At 33.4% G+C, this 26,069-nt stretch carries 27 protein-coding genes; 25 read left to right on the top strand and 2 right to left on the bottom strand.

Annotation, left to right across the window (positions count from 1 at the left end; translation table 11 throughout):
• From AMN78_RS00680 to AMN78_RS00620, 13 genes are all read left to right on the top strand, one after another.
• Positions 1–999: alpha-hydroxy acid oxidase (locus AMN78_RS00680; RefSeq protein WP_075533715.1), on the top strand; the 999-nt coding region annotated here is incomplete at its 5' end.
• Positions 1,000–1,048: 49 nt separating this feature from the next.
• Positions 1,049–2,212 (top strand): pyridoxal phosphate-dependent aminotransferase, encoded by a 1,164-nt coding sequence (locus tag AMN78_RS00675; RefSeq protein WP_075533714.1) that lies wholly within the window; start codon positions 1,049–1,051, stop codon positions 2,210–2,212.
• An 8-nt stretch (positions 2,213–2,220) separates the two neighbouring features.
• Complete coding sequence (locus tag AMN78_RS00670) at positions 2,221–3,717, top strand: FAD-linked oxidase C-terminal domain-containing protein (protein WP_075533713.1); 1,497 nt, start codon at positions 2,221–2,223, stop codon at positions 3,715–3,717.
• Positions 3,677–4,930, top strand: a complete 1,254-nt coding sequence (locus AMN78_RS00665) for an FAD-binding protein (RefSeq protein ID WP_218836529.1) — start codon at positions 3,677–3,679, stop codon at positions 4,928–4,930. Before AMN78_RS00670 ends, AMN78_RS00665 begins: the two co-directional genes overlap by 41 nt.
• On the top strand, positions 4,931–6,229 hold the full coding sequence (glcF, locus tag AMN78_RS00660) for a glycolate oxidase subunit GlcF (RefSeq protein ID WP_075533711.1): 1,299 nt from the start codon (positions 4,931–4,933) through the stop codon (positions 6,227–6,229). It begins immediately after the preceding gene.
• A gap of 1 nt (position 6,230) precedes the next feature.
• A complete protein-coding gene (locus tag AMN78_RS00655; protein WP_075533710.1) occupies positions 6,231–7,187 on the top strand; it encodes a 2-hydroxyacid dehydrogenase in 957 nt (318 codons plus the stop codon).
• A 112-nt stretch (positions 7,188–7,299) separates the two neighbouring features.
• Complete coding sequence (locus AMN78_RS00650; RefSeq protein ID WP_075533709.1) at positions 7,300–8,448, top strand: TRAP transporter substrate-binding protein; 1,149 nt, start codon at positions 7,300–7,302, stop codon at positions 8,446–8,448.
• 84 nt (positions 8,449–8,532) lie between these two features.
• The gene (locus AMN78_RS00645) at positions 8,533–9,117 is read left to right on the top strand and encodes a TRAP transporter small permease subunit (protein WP_075533708.1); all 585 of its coding nucleotides are present in this window, start codon (positions 8,533–8,535) and stop codon (positions 9,115–9,117) included.
• Entirely contained in the window at positions 9,107–10,468 is a 1,362-nt protein-coding gene (locus tag AMN78_RS00640; RefSeq protein WP_075533707.1) for a TRAP transporter large permease, read from the top strand. Before AMN78_RS00645 ends, AMN78_RS00640 begins: the two co-directional genes overlap by 11 nt.
• 8 nt (positions 10,469–10,476) lie before the next feature.
• Positions 10,477–11,811 (top strand): amidase, encoded by a 1,335-nt coding sequence (locus tag AMN78_RS00635; protein WP_075533706.1) that lies wholly within the window; start codon positions 10,477–10,479, stop codon positions 11,809–11,811.
• Positions 11,801–11,980 (top strand): hypothetical protein, encoded by a 180-nt coding sequence (locus tag AMN78_RS00630; RefSeq protein WP_075533705.1) that lies wholly within the window; start codon positions 11,801–11,803, stop codon positions 11,978–11,980. The genes AMN78_RS00635 and AMN78_RS00630 overlap by 11 nt, the downstream gene beginning before the upstream one ends.
• Positions 11,955–12,857 (top strand): DMT family transporter, encoded by a 903-nt coding sequence (locus tag AMN78_RS00625; RefSeq protein WP_075533704.1) that lies wholly within the window; start codon positions 11,955–11,957, stop codon positions 12,855–12,857. The genes AMN78_RS00630 and AMN78_RS00625 overlap by 26 nt, the downstream gene beginning before the upstream one ends.
• Positions 12,854–13,657 (top strand): alpha/beta hydrolase, encoded by an 804-nt coding sequence (locus tag AMN78_RS00620; protein ID WP_075533703.1) that lies wholly within the window; start codon positions 12,854–12,856, stop codon positions 13,655–13,657. The genes AMN78_RS00625 and AMN78_RS00620 overlap by 4 nt, the downstream gene beginning before the upstream one ends.
• On the opposite strand, the gene ftsY is transcribed toward AMN78_RS00620, so the two are convergent.
• Positions 13,640–14,560: a signal recognition particle-docking protein FtsY gene (ftsY, locus tag AMN78_RS00615; RefSeq protein ID WP_075533702.1), complete on the bottom strand. Its 921-nt coding sequence runs from the start codon at positions 14,558–14,560 to the stop codon at positions 13,640–13,642. The two genes, AMN78_RS00620 and ftsY, sit on opposite strands and share 18 nt — an antisense overlap.
• Positions 14,561–15,391, bottom strand: coding sequence for a diaminopimelate epimerase (dapF, locus tag AMN78_RS00610; protein WP_075533701.1), 831 nt, complete (start codon positions 15,389–15,391; stop codon positions 14,561–14,563).
• 167 nt (positions 15,392–15,558) lie between these two features.
• On the opposite strand from dapF, the gene ffh reads away from it, so the two are divergent.
• From ffh to AMN78_RS00550, 12 genes are read left to right on the top strand one after another with little or no spacing between them, the layout of a single operon-like run.
• A complete protein-coding gene (gene ffh / locus AMN78_RS00605) occupies positions 15,559–16,911 on the top strand; it encodes a signal recognition particle protein (RefSeq protein ID WP_075533717.1) in 1,353 nt (450 codons plus the stop codon).
• A gap of 10 nt (positions 16,912–16,921) precedes the next feature.
• Positions 16,922–17,446: a 30S ribosomal protein S16 gene (gene rpsP, locus AMN78_RS00600; RefSeq protein WP_075533700.1), complete on the top strand. Its 525-nt coding sequence runs from the start codon at positions 16,922–16,924 to the stop codon at positions 17,444–17,446.
• A gap of 17 nt (positions 17,447–17,463) precedes the next feature.
• Positions 17,464–18,165 (top strand): tRNA (guanosine(37)-N1)-methyltransferase TrmD, encoded by a 702-nt coding sequence (gene trmD / locus AMN78_RS00595; protein ID WP_075533699.1) that lies wholly within the window; start codon positions 17,464–17,466, stop codon positions 18,163–18,165.
• The gene (gene rplS / locus AMN78_RS00590; RefSeq protein WP_075533698.1) at positions 18,152–18,661 is read left to right on the top strand and encodes a 50S ribosomal protein L19; all 510 of its coding nucleotides are present in this window, start codon (positions 18,152–18,154) and stop codon (positions 18,659–18,661) included. Before trmD ends, rplS begins: the two co-directional genes overlap by 14 nt.
• 6 nt (positions 18,662–18,667) lie before the next feature.
• Positions 18,668–20,068, top strand: coding sequence for a 3-isopropylmalate dehydratase large subunit (gene leuC / locus AMN78_RS00585; RefSeq protein WP_075533697.1), 1,401 nt, complete (start codon positions 18,668–18,670; stop codon positions 20,066–20,068).
• Positions 20,068–20,676 carry a 3-isopropylmalate dehydratase small subunit gene (gene leuD / locus AMN78_RS00580; protein ID WP_075533696.1) on the top strand — a complete coding sequence of 203 codons (609 nt, stop codon included), beginning with the start codon at positions 20,068–20,070 and terminating at the stop codon, positions 20,674–20,676. The genes leuC and leuD overlap by 1 nt, the downstream gene beginning before the upstream one ends.
• A complete protein-coding gene (gene leuB / locus AMN78_RS00575) occupies positions 20,669–21,775 on the top strand; it encodes a 3-isopropylmalate dehydrogenase (protein ID WP_075533695.1) in 1,107 nt (368 codons plus the stop codon). Before leuD ends, leuB begins: the two co-directional genes overlap by 8 nt.
• 11 nt (positions 21,776–21,786) lie before the next feature.
• The gene (locus AMN78_RS00570) at positions 21,787–22,779 is read left to right on the top strand and encodes an aspartate-semialdehyde dehydrogenase (RefSeq protein ID WP_075533694.1); all 993 of its coding nucleotides are present in this window, start codon (positions 21,787–21,789) and stop codon (positions 22,777–22,779) included.
• Positions 22,780–22,799: 20 nt separating this feature from the next.
• Entirely contained in the window at positions 22,800–23,183 is a 384-nt protein-coding gene (gene sdhC / locus AMN78_RS00565; RefSeq protein WP_075533716.1) for a succinate dehydrogenase, cytochrome b556 subunit, read from the top strand.
• Entirely contained in the window at positions 23,183–23,512 is a 330-nt protein-coding gene (gene sdhD / locus AMN78_RS00560; protein ID WP_075533693.1) for a succinate dehydrogenase, hydrophobic membrane anchor protein, read from the top strand. Before sdhC ends, sdhD begins: the two co-directional genes overlap by 1 nt.
• Positions 23,509–25,284, top strand: a complete 1,776-nt coding sequence (gene sdhA / locus AMN78_RS00555) for a succinate dehydrogenase flavoprotein subunit (RefSeq protein WP_075533692.1) — start codon at positions 23,509–23,511, stop codon at positions 25,282–25,284. Before sdhD ends, sdhA begins: the two co-directional genes overlap by 4 nt.
• Positions 25,285–25,287: 3 nt before the next feature.
• Positions 25,288–26,064, top strand: coding sequence for a succinate dehydrogenase iron-sulfur subunit (locus tag AMN78_RS00550; RefSeq protein ID WP_075533691.1), 777 nt, complete (start codon positions 25,288–25,290; stop codon positions 26,062–26,064).
• Positions 26,065–26,069: the final 5 nt, after the last annotated feature.

Below are 26,069 nucleotides of genomic sequence, written 5' to 3'. Positions count from 1 at the left end.
GTGCCAAACATTCTTGCAAGTGTTGGTGAACCTGACTTATCAACGACGGTGTTCGGACAGAAGATCGATTTACCAATTTTTTTATCACCTACAGCAATGCAAAGACTTTACCATCATGATGGAGATAAGGCTTCAGCAAGGGCAGCAGAAAAATTTGGAACTTTTTATAGCATGTCCACAATGGCAACTTCCTCAATTGAAGAAGTAGCAAATATTTCTGGAGGTCCAAAACTTTTTCAACTCTATATTCACAAGGACCAAGGCTTAACAGACAATTTAATTGATAGATGTAAAAGCTCTGGCTTTAAAGCAATGTGTTTGACTGTTGATACTGTCGTTGCAGGAAATCGTGAAAGAGATCACAGATGGGGTTTCACTACTCCTCCAAAACTAACTTTAAAAAGTCTGATGAGTTTTGCAATGCATCCGAAATGGTCATTTAATTATTTAACACATGAAAAATTCCAATTATCAAACGTATCTCATTGGACAAAAAAAGGATCTAGCATCGCTAAAGGAGTAATGGATTATATCAATGAACAATATGATCCTGCAATGAGCTGGAAAGACGCTGAGTATGTTGTAAAAAAATGGGGTGGACCGTTTGCTTTAAAAGGAGTTATGTCTGTTGAAGATGCAAAAAGAGCTGTTGATATTGGAGCATCTGCAATTATGCTTTCAAATCACGGGGGAAGACAACTAGATGGATCGAGATCTCCGTTCGACCAATTACCTGCAATAGCAGATGCAGTTGGAGGAAAAATAGAAATTATTTTAGATGGTGGAATTAGAAGGGGGACACATGTTCTCAAAGCACTTTCTTTAGGAGCAACGGCATGTAGTTTTGGAAAAGGTTTTTTATTTGCGTTAGGCGCAGGTGGTCAGAAAGGCGTAGAGCAGATTCTGACTAGAATGAGAGATGAAATAAGAAGAGACATGATTTTATTAGGCTGTAAAAGCATAAAAGAGCTAAATAAAACGAAAATCGCCTATAGGTGATGCAAAAAAACTAGTTTGCAAAAGCGTCAATAAATACTAGGTTTAGATTATGAAATTAGCAAAAAATTTAGACAGACTTGGAACAGAAACAGCGTTTAGCGTTTTAGCTGAAGCTAAAAAACTTGAAGCCCAAGGAAAAGAAATGATTCACTTAGGACTTGGCCAACCTGATTTTAAAACACCTCAACACATAATGGATGCAGCGAAAAAAGCTATTGATGACGGTCACCACGGATATGTTTTAGCAAATGGTATCACAGAATGTAGACAGGCAGTTTCTCGAAAAATAAAAAGTCTTTATAAAAAAGAAGTTGATCCTGAAAGAATTATGATTATGCCAGGCGGTAAACCTACAATGTATTTTGCTATTCAAATGATTGGTGAACCTGGTGCAGAGATAGTTCATCCAACTCCTGGTTTTCCAATTTATGAGTCCATGATAAATTATACTGGCGCTAAAGCAGTTCCATATGACCTAACAAAAGAAAAAGACCTAAAGTTTGATCCTGAAAAAATTTTATCTTTAATTACAGATAAGACTCGCCTTGTAATTTTGATCAACCCTAACAACCCTACGGGAAGTTTTGTTGAAAAACCAGCAATCGACTTTCTTGCAGAAGGTTTAAAGAAACATCCTCATGTCACAATTTTAAGTGATGAAATTTATAGTAGGCAAATTTTCGATGGAAAAGAAATGCCTACTTTTTTCAATTATCCTGATTTGCAGGACAGGTTAATAGTTTTAGATGGATGGAGTAAAGCTTACTCAATGACTGGTTGGAGAATGGGTTGGAGTGTCTGGCCAGAAAAACTAATTTCTCATGTAACAAAATTAGCAATTAATAGTTTTTCTTGCGTAAATGCCCCTTCCCAGTTTGCTGGAATAGCGGCACTTGATGGGCCCGACGACTCCATTCATCATATGATGGAAAAATTTGATCAAAGAAGAAAATTAATTCACAAAGGATTAAATGATTTACCAGGAGTAACATGTAGCATGCCAGGAGGAGCATTTTATGCTTTTCCAAATGTTAAAGGAACAGGCATGAGTGGGTCGGAATTTTCAAAAAAATGTATGCACGAGGCTGGTGTGGCAATTGTACCTGGAACAGCTTTTGGAAAAACATCTACAGATTACGTTCGTTTTAGCTTTGCAGCCTCTAGGGATAACATTCAAAAAGCACTAGAAAAAATCTCAAAAATGCTTAAGTAGAATTGATTATGAGTAGTTTACAAATGCCAAAAGTTGATGAAGTAGTAATGTCTAAAAAAGACAAAATTGTTTCAGATCTAAAAGAAATTATAAAATCTAAAAATGTACTTCATCACCTTGATGAATTGAGACCTTTCGAAACAGACGCTTTGACTGCTTATAGAAAAATGCCATTAGTTGTAGTCATGCCTGAAACTGTAGATGAAGTTAGCAAAATTTTAAAATACTGTAATGAAAATAAAGTAAAAGTAGTTCCGAGAGGAGCCGGAACAGGATTGTCAGGCGGCTCTTTACCTTTAGAGGACTGTGTTCTAATGGCAATGGGAAAATTCAACAAAATTATTGAAATTGATTACGAAAACAGATGCGTAGTTACTCAACCTTGTGTAACAAACTTAGCAATCACTCATGCTGTTCAAGACAAAGGTTTTTACTATGCTCCAGATCCATCTAGCCAAATTGCTTGTTCAATTGGTGGAAACGTTGCTGAAAATTCTGGGGGTGTTCACTCTTTAAAGTATGGAGCTACTACAAATAACCTTTTAGGTATCGAAGTAGTTTTGATGGATGGCACAATTACTAGATTCGGAGGAAAAGCGATGGACGCTGAAGGCTATGACTTTTTAGGTTTGATGACAGGTTCAGAGGGTCTTCTAGGAGTGATCACGGAAGTCACTGTAAAAATTTTAAAGTCTCCTGAGGTTGTGAAAGCAGCTTTGATAGGTTTTCCAACTATTGAAGATGCAGGTAATTGTGTTGCAGAAATAATTGCTAAAGGTTGTATACCTGCAGGCTGCGAAATAATGGACAAGGCTTTAACGAAAGCTACTAATGATTATTCCAAAGCTGGTTATCCAACAGACGCTGAGGCAATAATGATAATAGAATTTGATGGAACAGAGCATGAGGTTGAAGCTTATATTCAAAAAGTAAAAGAGATTGCAGAAAAAAATAATTCTTCAAGTCTAAAAGTAAATAAATCAAAAGAGGAAAGATTAAAATTTTGGGCAGGAAGAAAAGCAGCTTTCCCAGCTTGTGGTGTTTTAGCACCTGATTATATGTGTATGGACGGTTCGATACCAAGAGGAAAATTAGCAGAGGTTTTGAATGAAATCACAAGGTTGTCTAAAAAATATAATTTGCCAGTTGCTAACGCTTTTCATGCAGGCGATGGAAATCTTCATCCCTTAATAATGTTTGATGCAAATGATAAAGAGTCTTTAAGGAAATGTGAGGAGTTTGGGGCGGATATACTTAAATACTGCGTAAAAGTAGGTGGCGCACTTACTGGTGAACATGGTGTTGGAATAGAGAAAAGAGAATTAATGTGCGAAGCTTTCAATGATAAAGATATTCAACAACAATTGACAATTAAGGTAGCTTTAGATCCTAATTCATTATTAAATCCAGGCAAAGTTTATCCAATACTTAGAAAATGTGCTGAGGAAGGAAGAGTTCATGTCCATGGAGGAAAAACAAAGTTCCCAGACATCCCTAGATTTTAATCAGAACGTTTTTAAACCATCAACTAGAGAGGAGATAGTTGAAATAGTAAAAAATTGTTTCAAAAAAAACATCCCTCTAGAAATTAATGGCCTAAAATCTAAAAATAAAATTGGTAGAAACTTTCAATCCGAAAAAACACTAGACCTTTCGAGTTACAGCGGCGTAATCGAGTATAAGCCTGAAGAACTTTATATAAAAGTTAAAGCAGGAACTCCAATAAAAGAAATAGTTAAGCAATTGGATAAAAATAATCAACAATTAGCATTTGAACCTAATGATTTCGGTTATTTGTTTAGTGGAGAAAGCAATAGCGGTTCTATCGGTGGAGTTGTTTCTTGTAATTTTGCTGGATCAAGAAGATTTAAAGTTGGAAGTGTTAGGGATCATGTATTAGGTTTTCAAGGTTTAAATGGAAAAGGTGAAACTATTAAATCCGGGGGCACTGTTGTAAAAAATGTCACTGGGTATGATTTATGTAAACTGTTATCAGGATCATTCGGAACACTTTCCATATTAACAGAGCTTTCAATTAAAGTTTTACCAAAACCCGAGACAAGTAAAACTTTGGTTATAAAAAATCCTCACCTTAAAAAAGCACTGAGCTATCTCGGTCAATCTCTTTCTTCTTCAACAGATCCATCTGGAGGTGTATTTTACCCGGATTATTTTGGAAAAAATTTTATTTTAAATGATCTTACCCATGAAGGTGGCTTAACAGCTATAAGGATTGAAGGCCCGACAAACTCTGTGGACCAAAGAATTGATAGGTTATCTAAAGAACTTAAACTCTTAAGCCAGGAAATATCAATTTTAGACACTGAACAAAGTAATATTTTTTGGAATAGAACAAAAAATTTAGAAGTTTTTAAAAATTTAAAAAGCAATTTACTCAGAATAGTTGTACCAATAAGTGAGACCCTACAAGTCATCCAAAAACTTAAAAGCAATGATGTAAATTATTTTATAGATTGGGGAGGAAGTTTGGTTTGGATGGCCTTTAATGAGATTAATAGCAAAATACTTAATGAAACTAAACAAATAGTGAAAAAACATCATGGTTATTACACAATCATTAAAATTGAGGAGGATCTAAAGGCTTCTGCAGACGTTTTTACAATAGATCCAATTAAGTATAAAATAAGTGAAAAAATAAAAAGGAGTTTTGATCCTAAGAGAATTTTTAACCCGGGAAAAATGTACACAGGAATTTAAATGCAAACTTCATTTACTGATAAACAACTTTTAAACAAAGACAATAAAACAAGTGAAACAATTATAAGAAAATGTGTTCATTGCGGAATGTGTAATGCTACTTGCCCTACTTATCAAGTAAATGGAGAGGAGTTAGAAGGACCAAGAGGAAGAATATATCTTATTAAAGATATGTTAGAGAATAAAAAACCAGCCACAAAAGAAATAGCAAAACACATTGATAGCTGTTTATCCTGTTACTCATGTATGACGACTTGCCCTTCAGGGGTAAACTATATGCATTTAATTGACCATGGCAGAAATTACGTTGAGGAAACTTACAAGAGACCTTTTTTGGATAGAGTATTTAGAAATATACTTTCGTTTGTTTTGCCAAGACCAAAAGTCTTTTTGTTAATGGCATTATCTTCTAAATTAATAAAACCATTTAGTTTTTTATTTCCAAAATTTATTAGAAACGCATTAAATTTAATGCCAGATAAGATCCCAGGAAAAAAATTGAAAGAGCAGAAAGTTTACGAAGTTAAAAAAGGCAAGAAGGTTTCAAGGGTCGCTTTATTGACTGGTTGTGTTCAAAGAGTTATTTCTCCTGAAATAAACGAAGCTACTATAAGACTTCTTAATAGGCACAATGTTGAAGTTGTTGTGATGCCAGATATTAATTGTTGTGGGTCTTTAAATCATCATTTGGGTAAACAAAAATTAGCACACGATTCATTTAAAAATAATATTGAAAGCTGGCACGACGAGTATCTACAAAATGGATTAGATGCGATAATAAGTAACACATCTGGATGCGGTACAACATTAAAAGATTATGGTCATATTTTTAAAAATGATAAAGACCTAAAAAAGAAAGCTAAAAAAATCTCAGAACTAACTAAAGATATTACTGAGTATCTTGATGAAAACTTAAAGCTAAACATAAATTTAAATTCTGAAAAAAAATACAGGATAGCGTACCATTCAGCATGTTCAATGCAACATGGACAGAAAGTTCATGATCAACCAAAAGATTTAATTTCAAAAACTGGTAACGAGGTATTGGATATTCCTGAGGGACATTTATGCTGTGGGTCTGCTGGTACTTACAATATTTTACATCAAAAAATGGCTAAATCACTTTTAAAGAATAAGGTAAATAATATAGAAAAGATTTCACCTGATTTTATTTCAACAGGTAATATTGGTTGTATGACACAAATTTCAGCTGGTACTCGAATACCAATTATCCATACCGTAGAGTTACTTGATTGGTTTACCGGAGGACCCAAGCCGTATAAACTAAATAATTTTTAAAATGAAAAAAAAGATTTTCGTTACAAGAAGACTTCTCAAAGAAAATGAGGAGAAACTTAAAGAATTATTTGAAGTTACTTTAAATAAAGACGATAAGATTTATAAACCTCAAGAAATAATAGATGGCTCCAAAAATTTTGACGGGATATTAAGTTCTGTATCTGATCCTATCAGCGCTGATACCATCTCTAAACTTTCGAGTTCCATAAAAATTATTGCTAATGGCGCAGTTGGTTTTGGAAATATAGATATAAAAGCTGCAAAAGAAAAAGGAATTACTGTAACGAATACACCCGACGTACTTACAGATGCTACAGCAGATATTCAGATTTTACTTTTACTAGGTGCTTCTAGAAAAGCTTATGAGGGACGTCTAGCAGCTGAAACTCAAAATTGGAAATGGTCATGGGATTTCTTGTTAGGAAAACAAATGTCTAATAAAAAACTAGGAATATTAGGAATGGGTAGAATAGGAAGGGCAGTTGCTAAAAGAGCTAAGGCTTTTAATATGGAAATTCATTATCATAATAGATCTAAACTTTCACCAGAATTGGAAGATGGTGCAATTTATCATAAAGATTTAAAAAGCCTTTTTAAACAAAGTGAATTTTTATCAATTAATTGTCCTGCAACTCCAGAAACAACAAAACTTGTGAATAAAGAAACGCTAAGCTATCTAGAAGAAAATACTGTTGTAGGTAACGCAGCAAGAGGAGATATAGTTGACGATGATGCTATGATCGAAGCATTGAAAAGTGGAAAAGTATTTGCTTACGGTTTAGATGTTTACAATGGTGAGCCAAAAATTCATCCAGAGTATTTAAAATTAAAAAATATTTTCTTACTTCCACATTTAGGAAGCGCAACAAAAAGAACTAGGTGGGACATGGCGTTTAGAGCTACGAAAAATTTAGAAGACTTCTTCTCTGGAAATAAACCACAAGATCAAGTTAATTAGCACACCTATAGATTGAATCTATTATTTTACTTTAAAATTATTCTAAAATAAGTCGAGACTCTGATTTGAGATTGTGCTTAAATATTTCAGTTAATTAACTAACGGAGGACATATGTCAAAAATAAAAAAAGGAGTAAAAACTCCATCAAGACGTAAGTTCTTTAAAGCAGCAGCAGCTACGGGTGCTGCAGCAGCAGCAACAGTTGCAATGCCTAACATTGCATTTGGTGCTCCGCAAACTTTAAAGATGCAAGCGGCTTGGCCGTCAGGCGCTAACATTTTCTTTGAAATGGCTGGCGACTACGCAAAAATGGTAGGCGACATGTCTGGAGGTGAATTAAAGATTGATCTTCAGCCAGTTGGAGCTGTAGTTAAGACTTCGGAAATTGGACAAGCGGTAAGTTCAGGTGTGCTTGATATGGGACACTGGGTAACAGCTTACTGGTATGGAAAAAATCCAGCAGCTTCTCTATTCGGTACTGGTCCGTCATACGGAATGTCATCTCAAGAAATTATGGGATGGATAGAGTATGGTGGAGGTAGAAAACTTTATGATGAAACACTTGCAAAAGTTGGTTTCGACTATATTGGTTTCTTCCATATGCCAATGCCTGCACAGCCTTTTGGATGGTTCAAAAAGAACGTAACAAAAGTATCTGATGTAAAAGGTATGAAGTACAGAACAGTAGGATTAGCTACTAACGTATTAACAGCAATGGGAATGGTTGTAAGACAATTACCAGGTGGAGAAATTCAGCCTGCAATGAAGACAGGTTTGATTGAAGCTGCTGAGTTTAACAACCCAACTTCAGACTCTCAGTTTGGTATGCAAGATGTTTCTAAGCATTATCACTTAGGAAGCTTCCACCAATCTCAAGAGATGTTTGAAATCCCAGTAAATAAGAAGACATTTAACGGATTATCGCCTAAACATCAGGCTATCCTAAAAAATGCTGCTTATGCTGCGAACAGTGATAACTACTTTAAAGCATTAGTAAGATACTCAGCTGACTTATCTAAATTGATGAATCAGCACAAAGTAAATGTGTATCAAACGTCAGATGCGATCTTAGCTCAACAACTAAAAGGTTGGGATAAAGTAATTGGTGATTTCAATAAGAAAGATCCATTCTTTAAAAAGATTGTAGACTCACAAAAAGCTTATGCTAAGAGAGTTATGAAATACTTACTCATGAACCAACCTAATTACAAGTTGGCTTACGAGAATGAGTTCGGTTCAATAGCAAAAGTTAAAATTTAATTATATTTTAAACATAAAAGGGGGCGTATTTGCGCCCCCTTTTTTTATGGAAATTATAAAAAAATTAGAATAGTTTAAAATTTCATGAGGGGATTTATTCATTTTGCAGATACTTTAAGTACTTCCGTAGGAAAGGCATTTTCTTGGTGCATTGTAATTTTAATGGGAGGAACTTGTTATGAAGTCGTTATGGCATATGCCTTCAATGCTCCTACTTTGTGGAATTTCGATTTTAGTTTACAAATGTACGGTGCAATTTTTATGATGGCAGGCGCATACACTTTATCTACAGAAGCTCATGTTAGAGGTGACGTAATTTACAGACTTTTTAAACCAAGAACACAAGGTTATATCGATTTAGTTTTATATTTTATATTTTTCTTCCCTGGTGTACTCGCGCTTGCGTTTTACGGTTATGAATATGCTTCGCTTGCATGGAAGATAAAAGAAACAAGCTGGAATAGTCCGGCACAAATCCAAATTTATATGGCAAAATCTTTGATACCTGCAGCAGGAATATTATTAGTTATCCAGGGCATCAGCGAAGTATGTAGAGCAATTATTTGTATTCAAACCGGTCACTGGCCTGCAAGAATGGTTGTGGCAGAGGAAACAGAAAAAATGTTAATGAGAACTTCACAAGACGAGGATCAAAAAGATGTTATTTAGTTTAACCAATCCTGAAATCGCAATTCTAATGATGAGCATATTCCTGTTTGCAGTTCTACTTGGTTTTCCAATTGCATTTACATTAATGGCAATGGGAGTTGGTTTTGGTTACTACGCTTATTTTGATCCCTCTAGAATGGAACATTTTTTTGATAATAGAATTTTCCAATTATTTGTTCAGAATACTTATACAGTGATGGATAATACTGTTTTAACCGCCGTCCCACTCTTTTTATTTATGGGCTACTTAGTTGAGAGAGCCGGAATTGTTTCTAGATTGTTTTTTGCGATAAGACTAGCATCTCATAGATTACCAGCTTCTATGGCTGTTGCCGCTCTTGTAACTTGCGCTTTATTCTCAACAGCGACAGGAATTATTGGTGCTGTTGTTACACTAATGGGATTACTTGCATGGCCTGCAATGATAAGGGCAGGATATGATAAAAAATTTGCTTCAGGAGTAATTTGTTCTGGTGGATGTTTAGGAATTTTGATTCCTCCAAGTATCATGTTAATTGTTTACTCAGTTATTGCTCAGCTTTCTCCTTTAAGATTGTTTGCAGCAGCAATTTTCCCAGGATTATTATTAGCTGGTCTTTATATAATGTACGCAGTTACACTTGCTTATTTTAATCCATCAATAGCGCCTAAACCTCCAAAAGAGGATATTCCGCCAAGATCTGAAATTTTAAAAGAGGTTATGGTTTCGTTCTTACCTCTTTTCTCATTAATTATATTAGTATTAGGAACTATTTTAGGAGGGCTTGCTACACCTGCAGAGGCTGCAGCAGTAGGAGCCTTTGGTGCATTAGTGCTTTCTTATTTTTACAAGACTTTAAAATGGAAAAATTTTAAAGAGTCTGTATTTCTAACAGCAAAAACAACTGCAATGATAATGTGGTTATTCATTGGCTCTTGGACTTTCGCATCTGTTTTTTCTTACTTAGGTGGCCATGAAGTTTTTGAGCATTTCTTTAAATCAATGAATTTACAACCATGGCAATTCTTAGTAATCACACAAATAATTATTTTCTTATTAGGATGGCCATTAGAGTGGACAGAAATTTTAATTATATTTGTTCCAATATTTTTACCTTTAGTAGCTTTCTTCGAGGTAAATCCATATTTTTTCGCAATGCTTATCGCTTTGAATTTACAAACTTCATTTTTAACACCGCCGATGGCAATGTCCGCCTACTATTTAAAAGGTGTCCAATCTAAAAATGTAGAGTTAATGGAAATATTTAGAGGCATTATGCCTTTCCTAGGTATTGTTATATTTGCCATGTTTTTAATGTATCTATTTCCAGGAATAGCTCTTTGGTTGCCAGATACATTATTCGCTAATTAACAATTTAAATGATAGACGTTACATCTTTAAGTGCTTACGATTTGTCGCAAAAACTTCATTCTGGTGAAATTTCTTCATTAGATCTTTGTAAAGCTTATTTAGATAGGATTAAAAAATTTGAAAAAGACGTCCAGGCTTGGCAATTTTTAGACAAAAAACTTTTATTAGAAAAAGCTGAAGAAGCGGACACTTATAGAAAATCTGGAAAACCCCTCGGGCCATTGCACGGTATGCCAGTTGCAATCAAGGATATTATAGGTACTTATGATATGCCAACTGAATGTGGGACAGTCTTTAGAAAAAAAATGTCTAATTCACAAGACTCGGAAATCGTAAACCTATTAAAAAATTCAGGGGCAATTATCATGGGTAAAACTGTTACTTGTGAACTTGCATATATACATCCATCTAAAACAAAAAATCCTCATGATTATTCAAGAACACCAGGGGGATCATCAAGTGGATCAGCAGCAGCAGTTGCAGCTCATATGGCACCTTTATCTGTGGGTTCTCAAACTGGAGGATCAGTAATCAGACCAGCATCATATTGTGGTGTAGTTGGATATAAACCCTCATATGGATTAATCTCTAGAAACGGTGTTTTAAAAGTTTCTGATAAACTAGATACAATGGGCGTATTTGGTAAAAGTGTGAAAGATGTTGCATTATTAGCTAAATCACTAATTAGAAAAGATTTACATGACCCCTCAACAATTTATTTCGCTGCTGATAACATGATTCAGGAATGTGAGAAAGGACCAGTTTTTGATCCAAAGTTTATTTTTTATAAAACGAAAAATTGGAATAATATAAATAAAAAATCACAGCAAGCTTTTGAATTTCTAATTAAAAACTTCAAAAAAAACATAGAGGTGTTTGATACACCGTCATACTTTGACGATATTCCAAAGTATCATCAAATCATTCATGAAGTTGATATGGCAAATAATTTTCAAGTTTATTATAAAAAAGATAAAACTAAACTTTCAAAAGAAATGAGAGAAGCTATCTCAAGAGGATTAAAATATTCAGCAAAAGAATATGGTGATGCTTCAGATTTTATGAAACAAAGTTATGAGTCTTATAAAGAAGTTTTTGAAGATTACCACGGAATTATTACTCCATCATCAAGCGGAGTTGCTGACAAAGGATTAAAATCTACTGGAAGTGCGGACTTCCAAAAAATCTGGACTTATCTTGGTTTGCCCACAATTTCATTACCTTTACTTACAGGTGAAAATGACTTACCATTAGGAGTTCAGTTGGTTGGTGATAAGCTTGATGATTTAAGATTTTTAGGTACAGCTAACTGGCTGGAGAAAAATTGTAGAGATGAAGGATAAAATTACAATAATAATTGGCGTTGGTCTCTGTACCCTTTTTTTAATTGGTTTAGCCACAACACTAACTAGATCAATGATGATAGGATTTTTTGATGTGCTTCCTGTTTATATTTTAATGGGTATGGTAATTGTAATGATGTTCTATGAAGCCTTCATTGACAAAAAATAATCCTTACGCTCCTTATTTACTTTTGTTAATCCAGCCAATTTTTATGGCTACAAACACTATTGTAGCAAGAGGTGGCGTTGAGTCAGTACCTCCTATTTCTCTAGCATTCTGGCGATGGCTTACAGTATTCACTATATTATTTCCATTTTTTTTTAACGAAATCTTAAAAAATAAAAAATACTTTAATAAAGAGTTTTTTAAGCTTTTTTTCTTAGGCTCAATGGGTTGCGGTATATGTGGGGCTTTTCCAAATCTTGCAGGCATGACAACAACAATGGCAAATATTGGTATAATCTATACATCTTCACCAGTAATAATAATTTTTTTATCGATATTATTCTTTAAAGAAAAAATTAATTTTTTTAGATTATTAGGCTTATTTATTTGTATTGCAGGTGTTTTTACAATTATATCTAAAGGTAATTTAGATTTTTTAATAAACCTAAATTTTACAATAGGTGACTTATGGGTTTTGGGAGCAGCTTTAGGTTGGGCTCTTTACTCAATTTATTTATTAAATTGGAAATCAAAATTTAGTTTAATGGCTCGATTTACTTTAATCGCAATGTTTGGATTTATATCGCTTTTCCCATTTTTTATTTTAGAAAATATTTATTTTGCTAAGACTACTTACAATCAGACATTTTTGTTCTGGATTGTTTTTGCTGCTATTTCACCTAGTATTATTGCTTTCTCCTTATATACACGGTTACAAAAATATGTAGGCGCATCCTTTGCTGGGTTTACTTTATATTTATTCGCAGTTTATGGATCTATCTTTGGAATTATAATTTTTGAAGAACCTCTCTTAAGTTTTCATTATTTAGGTGGTTTATTAGTTTTTACTGGAGTTTATTTCGCTAGAAAAAAAGTATGAAGTATCTTTACTTAGCGCTATCATCTATTTTATTAGCATACGTAATAATTGTACTTTTCACTTATTTGTACCAAAGAAAATTACTTTATCACCCAAGTGAAAATAACTACACGGGAGATGAAATTCAATTTGAATATAAAGAAGTTTTTATTGGGGTTGATAAAGATATAAAACTTAAATCGTGGTTTTTGGAAAAAGACTTAAAAAAATATAAAACAATTTTATACTTCCATGGTAATGCAGGTGATCTAACCAATAGGGTTCATAAACTTAATGAGTTAAATAAATTAAATGTAAATATTCTTATTATTTCATGGAGAGGGTTCAGTGGTAATCTAGGCGAACCAACAGAGAAAAATTTGTACAATGATGCTAGAAAATCTGTTGAATGGCTTAATAATACTGGAGTAATTAATAAAAATATAATTCTTTACGGTGAGTCACTAGGCACAGGTGTTGCTACAGAGTTGGGCCAGGACAATTCTTTTGCAGGCATTGTTTTAGAGTCACCTTTTACCTCAATCGCTGATGCAGCAAAAATTTATTATCCTTATTTACCTATCGATTTATTGATTAAAGACAGGTACGATTCTTTAAAAAAGATTAAGAATATAAATATTCCTATTTTAATCATGCACGGTAAGAAAGATGATGTTGTTCCCTTTAAAATGGGTTTAGAATTATTCGAGAAGGCGAATAACCCAAAATTTAGTTACTTTTCTGATAATGACGATCATATGATGGAATTTAATGATCAATTAATGAATGCTTTGAGAAATTTTTTAGGTTTCAATACCTAAAAGAGCTTTTGAAAAATATTCAGCATTGAAAGGTTGTAAGTCATCTTCTTTTTCTCCCATTCCGATTGCTACAATAGGTAAATTATATTTTTTACAAATAGCAAGAACCACCCCGCCTTTTGCAGTGCTATCAAGTTTTGTAATTATAAGACCTGTGAGATTGTGTATTTTGCTAAACTCTTCAACTTGATTCAGTGCATTTTGACCAGTAGTAGCATCAAGAACTAGAATTACTTCATTTGGAAAAGACTCATCTATTTTTTTCAGGACATTGATAATTTTTTTGTATTCTTCCATTAGATTTTTTTTATTTTGTAGTCTTCCTGCTGTATCGATTAAAGCAACATCAATTTCATTTTTTTTTGCAAATTCAGCAGTTTTAAAAGCAACAGAAGCCGGGTCACTATTTATCTCTGACTTAATTATATCTACTTTTACTTTCGCAGCCCAAACTTGTAGCTGATCTATAGCTGCTGCCCTAAAAGTGTCTGCAGCTCCAAAGACAACAGATCGATTATTGTCTTTAAAATATTTGCCAAGTTTTCCAATACTTGTAGTTTTTCCAACACCGTTTACACCAGACACAACGATTACAGAAGATTTTGCGTTTCCCATTAGACTTAAATCTTTTTCATACTTCTGTAGATTTATTGCTAATTTATCTGCTAAAAGTTTTAAAATTTCTTTATGATCGTCTAATTTTTTATCTATTTTAAAATTTTCAAAATCTTTTCGAAGCTCTTTAGCCACATCAACACCAGCATCAGATGAAATAATTAACTCTTCAAATTCTGTAAGAACATTTTCATCAATTTTTTTTTTGGAAAATATATTTTTAAAACCTGTACTGAGCCCATCAGAACTTTTACCTAATCCTATTTTAAATTTATCAAATAAACTCATTCAGATCTCAAGTTTAGTATGTTTTATTTCTGAAACTGGACCTCTCATAAGTATATTAAAATCTGCATCCATTTTTATATTTAAACTTCCTTCTTCAAATTTAATATTGATATCGTTTTTAGTTAACTTCTTGATAAATGCTGCAACAGCAGTAGCACAGGCAGCAGTTCCACATGCTTTTGTTAATCCTGCACCTCGTTCCCAAACATTAACTGTAATGTTATTCTCATCATCTATTTGAGCAAAAGTAACATTGGTTCTATCAGGAAATAATTCATGATTCTCTATTTTTGGTCCTAATATTTTTAGATCATATTCAAAACAATCTTTGACAAAAAAAATTATATGAGGGTTTCCCACGTTGAGGCTAAACCCATCAGTGAATTTTTTACCATCAATATCAAGAGTTATATTTTTGTGATCTAACTTTTCTTTTAATGGAATCTTAGTCCATTCAAATATAGGTTTCCCCATTTCAAGTTGAACATCTGACTCTCCAATAATTTTTGCATTAAGAAATCTATTATTTGTTTTTAATTTGATTTCTTTATTATTTAAATCTTTGCTTAATAAGTAAGCAACACACCTACTTCCGTTTCCACACGCACTTACCTCACCTCCATCTGAATTAAAAATGGTTATTGGAAAAGCATTATTAATTTCTTTTTCAATGAATATAATTTGATCAAATTCGATACTACGATGAAAAGACTTTAGATTTCCCAAATGAATTATTTTTTCTTTGGGTATATTTATGGATTTTTCTCTTCTATCTACGATAATAAATCTATTACCTAAACCATCCATTCTAAAAGCATTAATCAAAGGCATATTAGTAGATTAGTATAATTATTCATTGACTTTTAAAACCCCAAATTGTAGTTTCCACAAACTTTCCGCAAATACACATGTTTTTGCGGTGCTCTTGAAAACAAGAGTGTCGACACTAGTCAGCGAAGGTTCGCCCACTAGTGCGATAGGTGTTGGATGTTTTAAAAATGTTTGAAAATTTAACAAATAAATTAGAAAGTATTTTTTCTAAACTAAAAAGCGCTCCCTCATTGACGGAGGAACAAGTTGACTCTGGCTTAAAAGAGATACGATTAGCTTTATTAGAGGCTGATGTGGCTCTTCCAGTCACTAAAGAATTTATAGCCAATGTTAAACCAAAAGCAATTGGTAAAGAAATAATAAAATCAACATCTGCTGGGCAGATGATAGTTAAAATCGTTTACGATGAACTTGTAAATATTTTAGGCTCTAAAAATGAGGAACTTAACTTTAAAGCTGTTCCACCAGTCTCACTTTTATTGGTTGGATTACAGGGTTCAGGTAAAACAACTTCTGCAGCAAAGCTAGCAAAAAATATAGAAAAGAACTATAAAAAAAAAGTAATGGTAGTTAGTTTAGACGTTTACAGACCAGCTGCTCAAGAACAACTTAAATTACTCGCCGAAACAAACGGAATTCAATGTTTGCCTATAGTCGACAAGCAACAACCAATTGACATTACTAAAAGAGCATTAAATGCAGCTAATCTTAATGGCTCAGATGTTATTATATTTGATACTGCAGGAAGAACCCAGATAGATTTACCAATGATGTCTGAGATTAAGCAAATTAAAGACATTACAAAACCAGCAGAAACAATTTTAGTAGCTGACTCATTGACGGGACAAATTGCTGTAAATGTTGCAAAGGAATTTGACACTGCTGTTAATCTTTCTGGAATTATTCTTACACGTGTTGACGGAGATGCTCGAGGAGGCGCAGCATTAAGCATGAAACACGTTACAGGCAAACCGATTAAATATATTGGAGTGGGAGAAAAAATTACTGACCTTGAACTTTTCCATCCTGACCGATTAGCTAATAGAATCTTAGGAATGGGTGATGTAGTAACTTTAGTAGAAAAAGCTCAACAAGATTTAAGTGAGGAAAAAATTAAAGAGACAGAAGATGAATTAAAAAAAGGAATATTCACAATGGACTCATATCTTTCACAGTTAAGGCAAATGAAAAAAATGGGTGGAATGGAAGGGGTTATGTCTATGTTGCCAGGAGTGAATAAAATGAAAGCAAAAATGGATCAAGCAAATATAGATGAAAAAATGTTAGTGGAAAATGAAGCAATTATTTTATCAATGACCAAAAATGAAAGAGAAAATCCAAAAATTATTAGCGGATCAAGACGTAAAAGAATTTCTAAAGGAGCAGGTGTAGATGTTTCAAAAATTAATAAATTGTTAAAACAATTTAAAATGATGTCAGACATGATGAAAAAAATGTCTCAAGGAAAAAAAATTCCATCTGGGATGATTCCAGATGAAATGCTCAATCAACTAAAATGAAAGGTATAAAATGTTAAGAATAAGACTATCAATGGGCGGCGTAAGAAAAAGACCCATTTATAAAATTGTAATTGCCGACAGTAGATATCCTAGAGATGGAAAATTTATTGAAAAAATTGGCTCATACAATCCTTTACTTCCAAAAGACAAAAAGGAAAGAATTAAAGTAGAAGCCGAACGAGTAAAATATTGGATGAGTAAAGGAGCTCAGCCAACCATGAGAGTTTCTAGACTACTAGGAGAAGTGCAGTTGATGCCAATGCCTAAACCTGGAAACAATCCTCAAAAGGCTATTCCTAAAAAAGATAGAAAAAAAGCTGAAGGAGATAAAAAAGAAGAAACAAACAAGGATACTCCAGCAGCTGACGGTAAAAAGCCAGATCAAAAAGATGAAGTAAAAAAAGAGGATCCTAAAAAGGAGCAACCTAAAGCAGAGGCTAAAAAGGAAGAGCCAAAGAAGGAAGAACCTAAAAAGGAGCAACCTAAAGCAGAGGCTAAAAAGGAAGAGCCAAAGAAGGAAGAGAAAAAGTCTTAACCAAAAGGTAATTAGAGATGTTAGAGGTAAAAATTTTTACTTTATATCCAGATATATTTCCTGGACCTTTAGACATAGGGATATTTAAAAAGGCAAAGGAAAACAAGATTTGGGATTTAAAAGTAATTAATATCAGAGATTACTCTAAAGATAATCACGGTACTGTAGACGACACTCCTTTTGGCGGAGGAAGTGGAATGCTTTTACGTCCTGATATATTAGCATCAGCGCTTGATAATAATATAAAAAAGGGTGAAAAGATTATCTACTTATCTCCTAGAGGTAAAAAATTTGATCAAAACGTTGCTAAATCTTTAAGTAAAGAAAAAAATGTAAACCTTATCTGTGGTCATTTTGAGGGTGTTGATCAAAGACTCTTAGAGACAAGAAATATTGAAGAATATAGTTTGGGTGATTTTGTCCTATCAGGAGGAGAGCCAGCTTCTTTTGTAATAATTGATGCTTTAGTTCGATTATTACCGGGAGTTCTTGGAAATAAAGAATCTGTTAAAGAAGAAAGTTTTGAAAATTTTCTTTTAGAATATCCTCAATATACTAAACCACGAGAATGGGAAGGTAAAAGCCCACCAGAGGTCCTTTTTTCAGGTGATCATGCCAAAATAAAAGGGTGGCGTTTATCTCAATCTGAGGCTATAACACGTCGCCAGAGACCCGATCTTTGGAAAAAATATTTAGAGAAAAAAAATGAAAAACATTGAAGATATTAATAAAGCAGCAATTAAAAAAATACTCGCTGACAAAAAAATTACGGATTTTTCTCCAGGTGATACAATTAAAGTTGGTGTTAAAATTATAGAGGGAAAAAGAGAAAGAATTCAATTTTTTGAAGGTGTCTGTATTGCTAAAAAAAATAGAGACATAAACTCCTCTTTTACTGTTAGAAAGATTTCTTTTGGTGAGGGAGTTGAAAGAACTTTCGCTCTTTATAGCCCGAACGTTGACTCAATAAAAGTTATTCGATCTGGAAAAGTTCGAAGGGCAAAACTATATTATTTAAGAGATAGAAAAGGAAAATCCGCAAGAATTGCTGAAAAAATTAAAAAAAAAATTGGTGTTGATGTTTCAGTGAAGCTAGAAGACCCTAAAGCGAGTCCCACTTCAGAAGTTAAAAAAGAGGATAAATCTGACGAAGAAAAAAAAATACCTTTAAAATCTGAAACTAAAACTGAAAAAACAACTACTGAAAAAAAATAAAATTTGATGTCAAAGACTTTATACGACAAACTTTGGAAAAAAAATCTTGTACACGAACAAGAAGATGGTACCTCCCTAATATACGTAGATAGACATTTAGTTCACGAGGTAACAAGTCCTCAAGCTTTCGAAGGATTGAGATTAAACAATAGAAAAGTGAGAAGACCTGATTTAACTTTAGCTGTGCCAGACCATAATATTCCTACAACCGATAGGTCAAAAGGAATTGATGACAAAGAAGCTAAAATACAAATAGAAACACTAAGAAAAAATTGTAAAGACTTTGGTGTGCAATTATTTGACGTTAATGACAAAAGGCAAGGTATAGTTCATATTATAGGTCCAGAACAAGGTTTTACACAACCAGGTTCTGTTATTGTTTGTGGAGATAGTCATACAGCTACACATGGAGCTTTTGGAGCTCTTGCATTTGGTATAGGAACATCAGAGGTTGAGCACGTTTTAGCCACTCAAACATTAATGCAAAAGAAATCAAAAAACTTCAGAATTAATATTAACGGTACTTTACCGAAAGGTGTTACAGCCAAAGATGTAATTTTAAAAATTATAGGCACTATTAGCACCGCTGGAGGTACTGGTTATGTAATAGAATACGCTGGTGATGTGATCAGAAATTTCAGCATGGAAGAAAGGATGACCGTTTGTAATATGACTATAGAAGCCGGCGCAAGAGCTGGATTGATAGCTCCAGATCAAAAAACATTCGATTATTTAAAAGGAAAAAAAATGTCGCCTAAGGGAGAAAACTGGAACAAAGCTTTAGATTATTGGAAAACCTTATACTCTGATAAAGATTGTAATTTTGATAAAGAAATAAATATTGAGGGTCAAGATATAGAACCTTTAGTAACTTGGGGAACTTCTCCTCATGATATTTCACCTATTAGTGGCTTTGTACCAGATCCAGATAAAGAGACAAATGAGGATAGAAAAATGGCCATTAAAAGATCTTTAGAATATATGGGTCTAAAACCAAACACAAAAATTTCTGAAATAAAAATAGATAAAATCTTTATAGGAAGCTGCACAAATGGAAGGATAGAAGACTTAAGATTAGCCGCAGAGCTTCTAAAAGGAAAAAAAATTGCAGGCCATGTAAGCGCAATGGTAGTGCCTGGTTCTGGATTAGTTAAAGAGCAGGCTGAAAAAGAAGGTATAGATAAAGTATTTAAAAACGCTGGATTTGAATGGAGAGAACCTGGTTGTTCTATGTGTTTAGGAATGAACCCTGATCAATTAAAACCAAAAGAAAGATGCGCCTCCACATCAAATAGAAACTTCGAGGGAAGGCAAGGAAGAGGAGGAAGGACTCACCTAGTTAGTCCTGGCATGGCTGTTGCAGCAGCTATTAGAGGACATCTTACAGACGTTAGAGAATTACAATAATGGAAAAGTTTAACAAATTAAATTCCATACCATCATATTTACCATTACAAAATATAGATACAGATATGATAGTACCAAAACAGTTTTTAAAAACTATAAAAAGAACTGGTTTAGGCAAAGGTTTATTTTATGAGATGAGATATGATGAAAAAGGACAGATGATAAAAGATTTTGTTTTACACAAAGACCCATATAATAAATCAAAAATTTTAATCGCTGGTAAAAATTTTGGATGTGGTTCGTCAAGAGAACATGCTCCATGGGCGCTTTTAGACTTTGGTATTAAGTGTGTAATTAGCTCAAGCTTTGCAGATATATTTTACAACAATTGTTTTAAAAACGGAATTTTACCAATCCGATTAGATGAAAAAGTAATCTTACAATTGGCTGAATACTCTAATAGAAAAAAAGAAATTGAAGTAGATTTAGAGGACCAAGTAGTAAAATTTGGGAATGAAATTGTAAATTTTGAAGTAGACGGATTTAAAAAAAAGTGTTTGTTGGAAGGTCTAGACGATATAGCTTTATCTATGGGTAAAATAAATCTAGTTGAAAATTTTGAAAAAAAAGTAGAGGAAGATAGGCCTTGGCTGCTTAAAAATGATTAAGGTAAAAGATAGAAAACTTTTACTTTTACCTGGAGATGGAATTGGACCTGAGGTAGTAAGAGAAGTAAGAAAAATAATAGAATGGTTCAATAAAAATAAATCTTTAGATTTTAAAATTGAGGAAGGTTTAGTTGGAGGCGCCTCGTACGACAAACATAAAACCCCAATTACTGATGAGGTATTCTATAAAGCACTAGAAAGCGAAGCTGTTATTCTTGGTGCAGTTGGGGGTCCAAAATATGACAATCTTGAATTTTCAAAACGTCCTGAAAGAGCCCTATTAAAATTAAGAAAAGAATTAAAGCTTTTTGCTAATTTACGTCCGGCTATTTGTTTTAAACAATTAGTCGACGCTTCTTCATTAAAACCAGAAATAATTTCTGGGTTAGATATAATGATTGTACGTGAGCTGACAGGTGGAATTTATTTTGGTGAACCTCGTGGTATTGAGCCAATAGAAAATAATGAGAGAAAAGGAATTAATACACATACATACACAACAAACGAAATCCAACGTGTTGCTAGAGTAGCTTTTGACTTGGCGAAAAAAAGAAAAAATAAAGTTACGTCTTGCGAAAAATCCAATGTAATGGAAGCAGGTATTTTGTGGAGAGAAGAAGTTCAATCTTTAAAAGATAAAGAGTATAAAAAAATTGAACTAGAACACATGCTTGCGGATAACTGTGCAATGCAACTACTTAGAAATCCAAAACAATTCGATGTGATTGTTACCGATAACCTTTTTGGAGATATTTTATCTGATGAAGCGGCAATGCTTACAGGATCATTAGGATTGCTTCCCTCAGCATCTCTAGGCGCTCGAGACAAAAATGGTAAAACAAGATCAATGTACGAACCTGTACATGGCTCAGCACCTGATATTGCCGGGAAAAATATTGCAAATCCAATAGCAACTATTCTCAGTTTATCTATGGCTTTAAAATACTCGTTGGACTTGGATAAAGAAGCAGAGCAAATCGATAAAGCTGTTCAAAGTGTTCTTGATGATGGTTTGAGAACAAAAGATATCATGTCTAAAAATATGAAAGAGGTTTCAACCTCGGATATGGGTGATGCAATTATCTCCAAATTGAAATAAACTATTAAATTATGAATCTTGCAATTATTGGCGCATCTGGAAACGTTGGGAGAAAAACTATTGAAATTTTGGAAAAATCCAATTTATCATTTAATAATTTATACCTAGTAGCTTCTTCCAAAAGTTCTGGGAAAAAAATAATATTTAGAAAAAAAGAAATTGAAATCGAAAATTTAGAAAATTATGACTTTTCAAAAGCGGAAATAACTTTTTTTGCTGTCGGAAGCCAAATTGCTAAAGACTGGGTCCCAAAAGCAGCAAAAAAAACTATTGTAATTGACAATTCAAGTTATTTTAGAATGAACAGTGATGTTCCGCTAGTTGTTCCAGAAGTAAACTCTGACGCACTTGATAAACACAATAATATTATTTCAAATCCAAATTGTTCTACAATGCAGATGGTACTGCCATTAAAACCTCTGCATGATGAGTATAAGATTAAAAGAGTAGTGGTTTCAACTTACCAAGCAGTTTCTGGTGCAGGCAAAGCACCTATGGATGAGCTTTTTGAACAGACCAGAAAATATTTAGACGGAAAAAAAATTAATTCTCAAAATTTTACAAAACAAATCGCTTTTAATTTGATTCCTCATATTGATGCTTTTGATAAAGATGGGTATACGAAAGAAGAATTGAAAATGACGAACGAAACAAAAAAAATTTTGGAAGACTCAATTGATGTTACTGCGACTTGTGTGAGAGTTCCAGTAAGAACAGGTCATTCTGAGTCGATTAATATTGAATTCGATAATCTTTACGATTTTGAAAATATTATTAGAATTTTAAAAACAGCTCCGGGATGTAAAGTAATCGATGAGAGAAAAGATGGCGGTTATATTACTCCCATTGAGGCAGAGGGTAATTATACAACTTATATTTCCAGGGTAAGAAAAGATAATACTAATATTAAAGCAATTAATTTGTGGGTAGTTTCAGATAATTTGCTTAAAGGAGCGGCTTTAAATACTGTGCAAATTGCAGAGTGTTTGATGAAAAAAAAGTAACTTTAGTTTATAAGTTGAATATGGAAAATAAAAATCCTTTAAGCCCACATTTACAAATTTATAAATGGCAAATATCTTCTTTATTATCAATTACGCATAGAATTATTGGGGTTATAAACTTTTTTGCAATAATCTTAATTTGTAGTTGGGTAACACTTATTATTTTTGGTCAAAATAATTATCAAGTTATTTTTAATATTTTTAACTCTACCTTTGGGAAATTTTTGATAATTTCATTATGCTGGACCTTTAGTTTCCATATTTTAAACGAATTAAGACATCTAATCTGGGATGCAGGTTATGGATTCGATTTAAAAGTAGCAAAAATTACTGGGGTAGTAGCGCTGATTGGTTCCTTTGTATTAACAATTTTAATATATTTATTAGGGAGAAATTTTTTTTAATGCATGTGTCTACAAAAAAATGGTTATTTACTAAAATTAGTTCATTGATTCTAATTCCCTTAATGATTTGGTTCTTGATAAATTTCGTCTCTATTTACGACAAAGAATACAATAAAATTTTAGAATTTTTTACTAAACAACCATCTAAAATATTATTTTCTATATTTATTGTAATTGCTTTCTTTTTTTCAGCTTTAACTATAAGTGAGATATTTGAAGACTATTTACACGATGAAAAAATCAAAAATGTCGCAAACAAAGTGCTGTATTTATTTGCTATAGCTATTCCATTATTAACTATTTTAGGTATATATACTCTTAACATATGAGCACTTATAAAATTATAGACCATGAATATGATGTTGTAGTTCTTGGAGCGGGTGGATCAGGATTACGAGCAGCCGTAGGCTTATCTGAGTCAGGTTTGAAAACAGCATGCATATCAAAAGTTTTTCCAACTCGAAGCCACACATCAGCGGCACAAGGAGGTATTTCAGCAGCTCTAGGTAACATGGGAGAAGACGATTGGAGATGGCACATGTACGATACAGTCAAAGGATCTGATTGGCTTGGGGATCAAGATGCAATTGAATACTTATGTAAAGAAGCTCCCAGAGCAGTTGTAGAACTAGAAAGATACGGAGTTCCTTTCAGCCGAACTGATGATGGTAAGATTTATCAAAGACCTTTTGGAGGTATGACTAAAAATTATGGGAATGGTACGGCTCAAAGAACATGTGCAGCTGCGGATAGGACTGGACATGCGATTTTACACACGCTTTACGGTCAAGCTTTGAAACAGCAAACAGAATTTTTTATAGAGTATTTCGCTTTGGATTTAATTATGAAGAATGGTCAATGTAAAGGTGTGATTGCCTGGAATTTAACTGATGGAACAATTCATAGATTTAGGTCTCACATAACTATAATTGCTACTGGAGGGTATGGAAAAGTATATTACTCAGCAACGTCTGCTCATACCTGTACAGGAGATGGTAATGCCATGGTATTAAGAGCTGGCCTACCATTACAAGATATGGAATTTGTTCAGTTTCATCCTACGGGTATTTATGGAGTTGGTTGTTTGATAACTGAAGGAGTAAGAGGTGAAGGCGGATTTTTGGTTAATGGTAAAGGTGAAAGGTTTATGGAAAGATATGCTCCAAACGCAAAAGACTTAGCCTCTAGAGACGTAGTTAGCAGGTCAATGGAAGTAGAAATAAATGAGGGACGGGGTGCAGGAAAAAATAAAGATCATATTAATCTACATTTGGATCATATAGATAAAAAAGTTATAGATGAACGACTCCCAGGAATATCAGAGGCGGCGAAAACTTTCGCTAATGTGGATGTAAGCAAGGAACCTATTCCTGTGGTGCCAACAGTTCATTATAATATGGGTGGCATTCCAACAAATTATAAAGCAGAAGTTCTTACACTAAATGGTTCTGAAAAAACAGTGCCTGGTTTGATGGCAATAGGCGAGGCAGCTTGCGTTTCAGTTCACGGAGCTAATAGATTAGGCTCAAATTCTCTGATTGATTTAGTTGTTTTTGGAAGGGCTGCCGCCAAAAGAGCTGCTGAACTTGTTAAACCAGGTAGTGCGCATGAAGAGATTTCTAGTTCTGAAACAGACAAATGTTTGGAAAGATTTGACAAAATCAGAAATTCAAACGGATCAACGAAAACCTCAGAACTAAGAGTGGAAATGCAAAAAACAATGCAGTCTAAATGCGCTGTATTTAGAACTGAAAAAACTTTAAAGGAGGGTGTTAACCAAATTAGAAAACCTTTTGAGGGGATGAAAGACGTATCTGTAAAAGATAAATCATTATTATTTAATACAGATTTGGTTGAGACTCTGGAGTTTGATAATTTGATCAGTCAAGCGTTAACTACTATGGATTCTGCGTACCATAGAAAAGAGAGTAGAGGGGCACATGCTAGAGAAGATTTTACTGAAAGAGATGATAAAAATTTCATGAAGCATACATTGGCATGGCAAAAAGGAAAAGAAGTGGAGATTAAATACAGAGATGTTCATTCCAGAACTCTTACAAACGATGTTCAATATTTCCCTCCAAAGGAGAGAGTTTACTAAGAAATGGTTCAATTTAACCTACCACAAAATTCAAAAATTGAGGTAGGAAAATACTTCAAAGATAATACAAACTCTAAAAATTTAAAAAAAGTAAATATATATAGATGGGACCCTTCTACTGGAAAAAATCCCAGAATAGATACATTTGAAGTAGATATGGATAATTGTGGCCCTAAAGTTTTGGATATATTATTTAAAATAAAAAATGAAATAGATCCATCCTTAACTTTTAGAAGATCTTGTGCTCATGGCGTTTGCGGCTCTTGTGCTATGAATATCGATGGAGTCAACGGACTTGCATGTATTAAATCTCACACAGATATTAAAGGAAACTTAAATATTTACCCTTTACCACACTTAAAGGTGGTTAAAGATTTAATTGGCGATCTAACAAATTTATATAAACAATATGAGTCTATTCAACCTTGGTTAAAAGTAGATCAAACAGGTCAAGAAAAAATAGAATTAAAACAATCTCAAAAAGACAGAGAAAAACTAGATGGTTATTATGAATGTATTTTATGCGCTTGTTGCTCAACTTCTTGCCCAAGTTATTGGTGGAATGGAGAAAAATATTTAGGTCCGGCAGTTCTGTTACAGGCTTATCGTTGGATAAATGATAGTAGGGATGGAGATAAAAAAGAAAGATTAAAAAAAGTTGCAGACGAGTTAAAATTATATAGATGCCATACTATTATGAATTGTACAAACTCATGTCCCAAAGGCTTGAATCCTGCTAAAGCTATTGGTTCTATTAAAAAAATGCTTGCAACAAGCTAAAAGCT

Source organism: Candidatus Pelagibacter communis (assembly GCF_001179945.1).
GTDB lineage: Bacteria > Pseudomonadota > Alphaproteobacteria > Pelagibacterales > Pelagibacteraceae > Pelagilacustribacter > Pelagilacustribacter ubique_A.
Note: the sequence above shows the minus strand (reverse complement) of the source record. Positions and strands in the feature narration are given on the sequence as shown.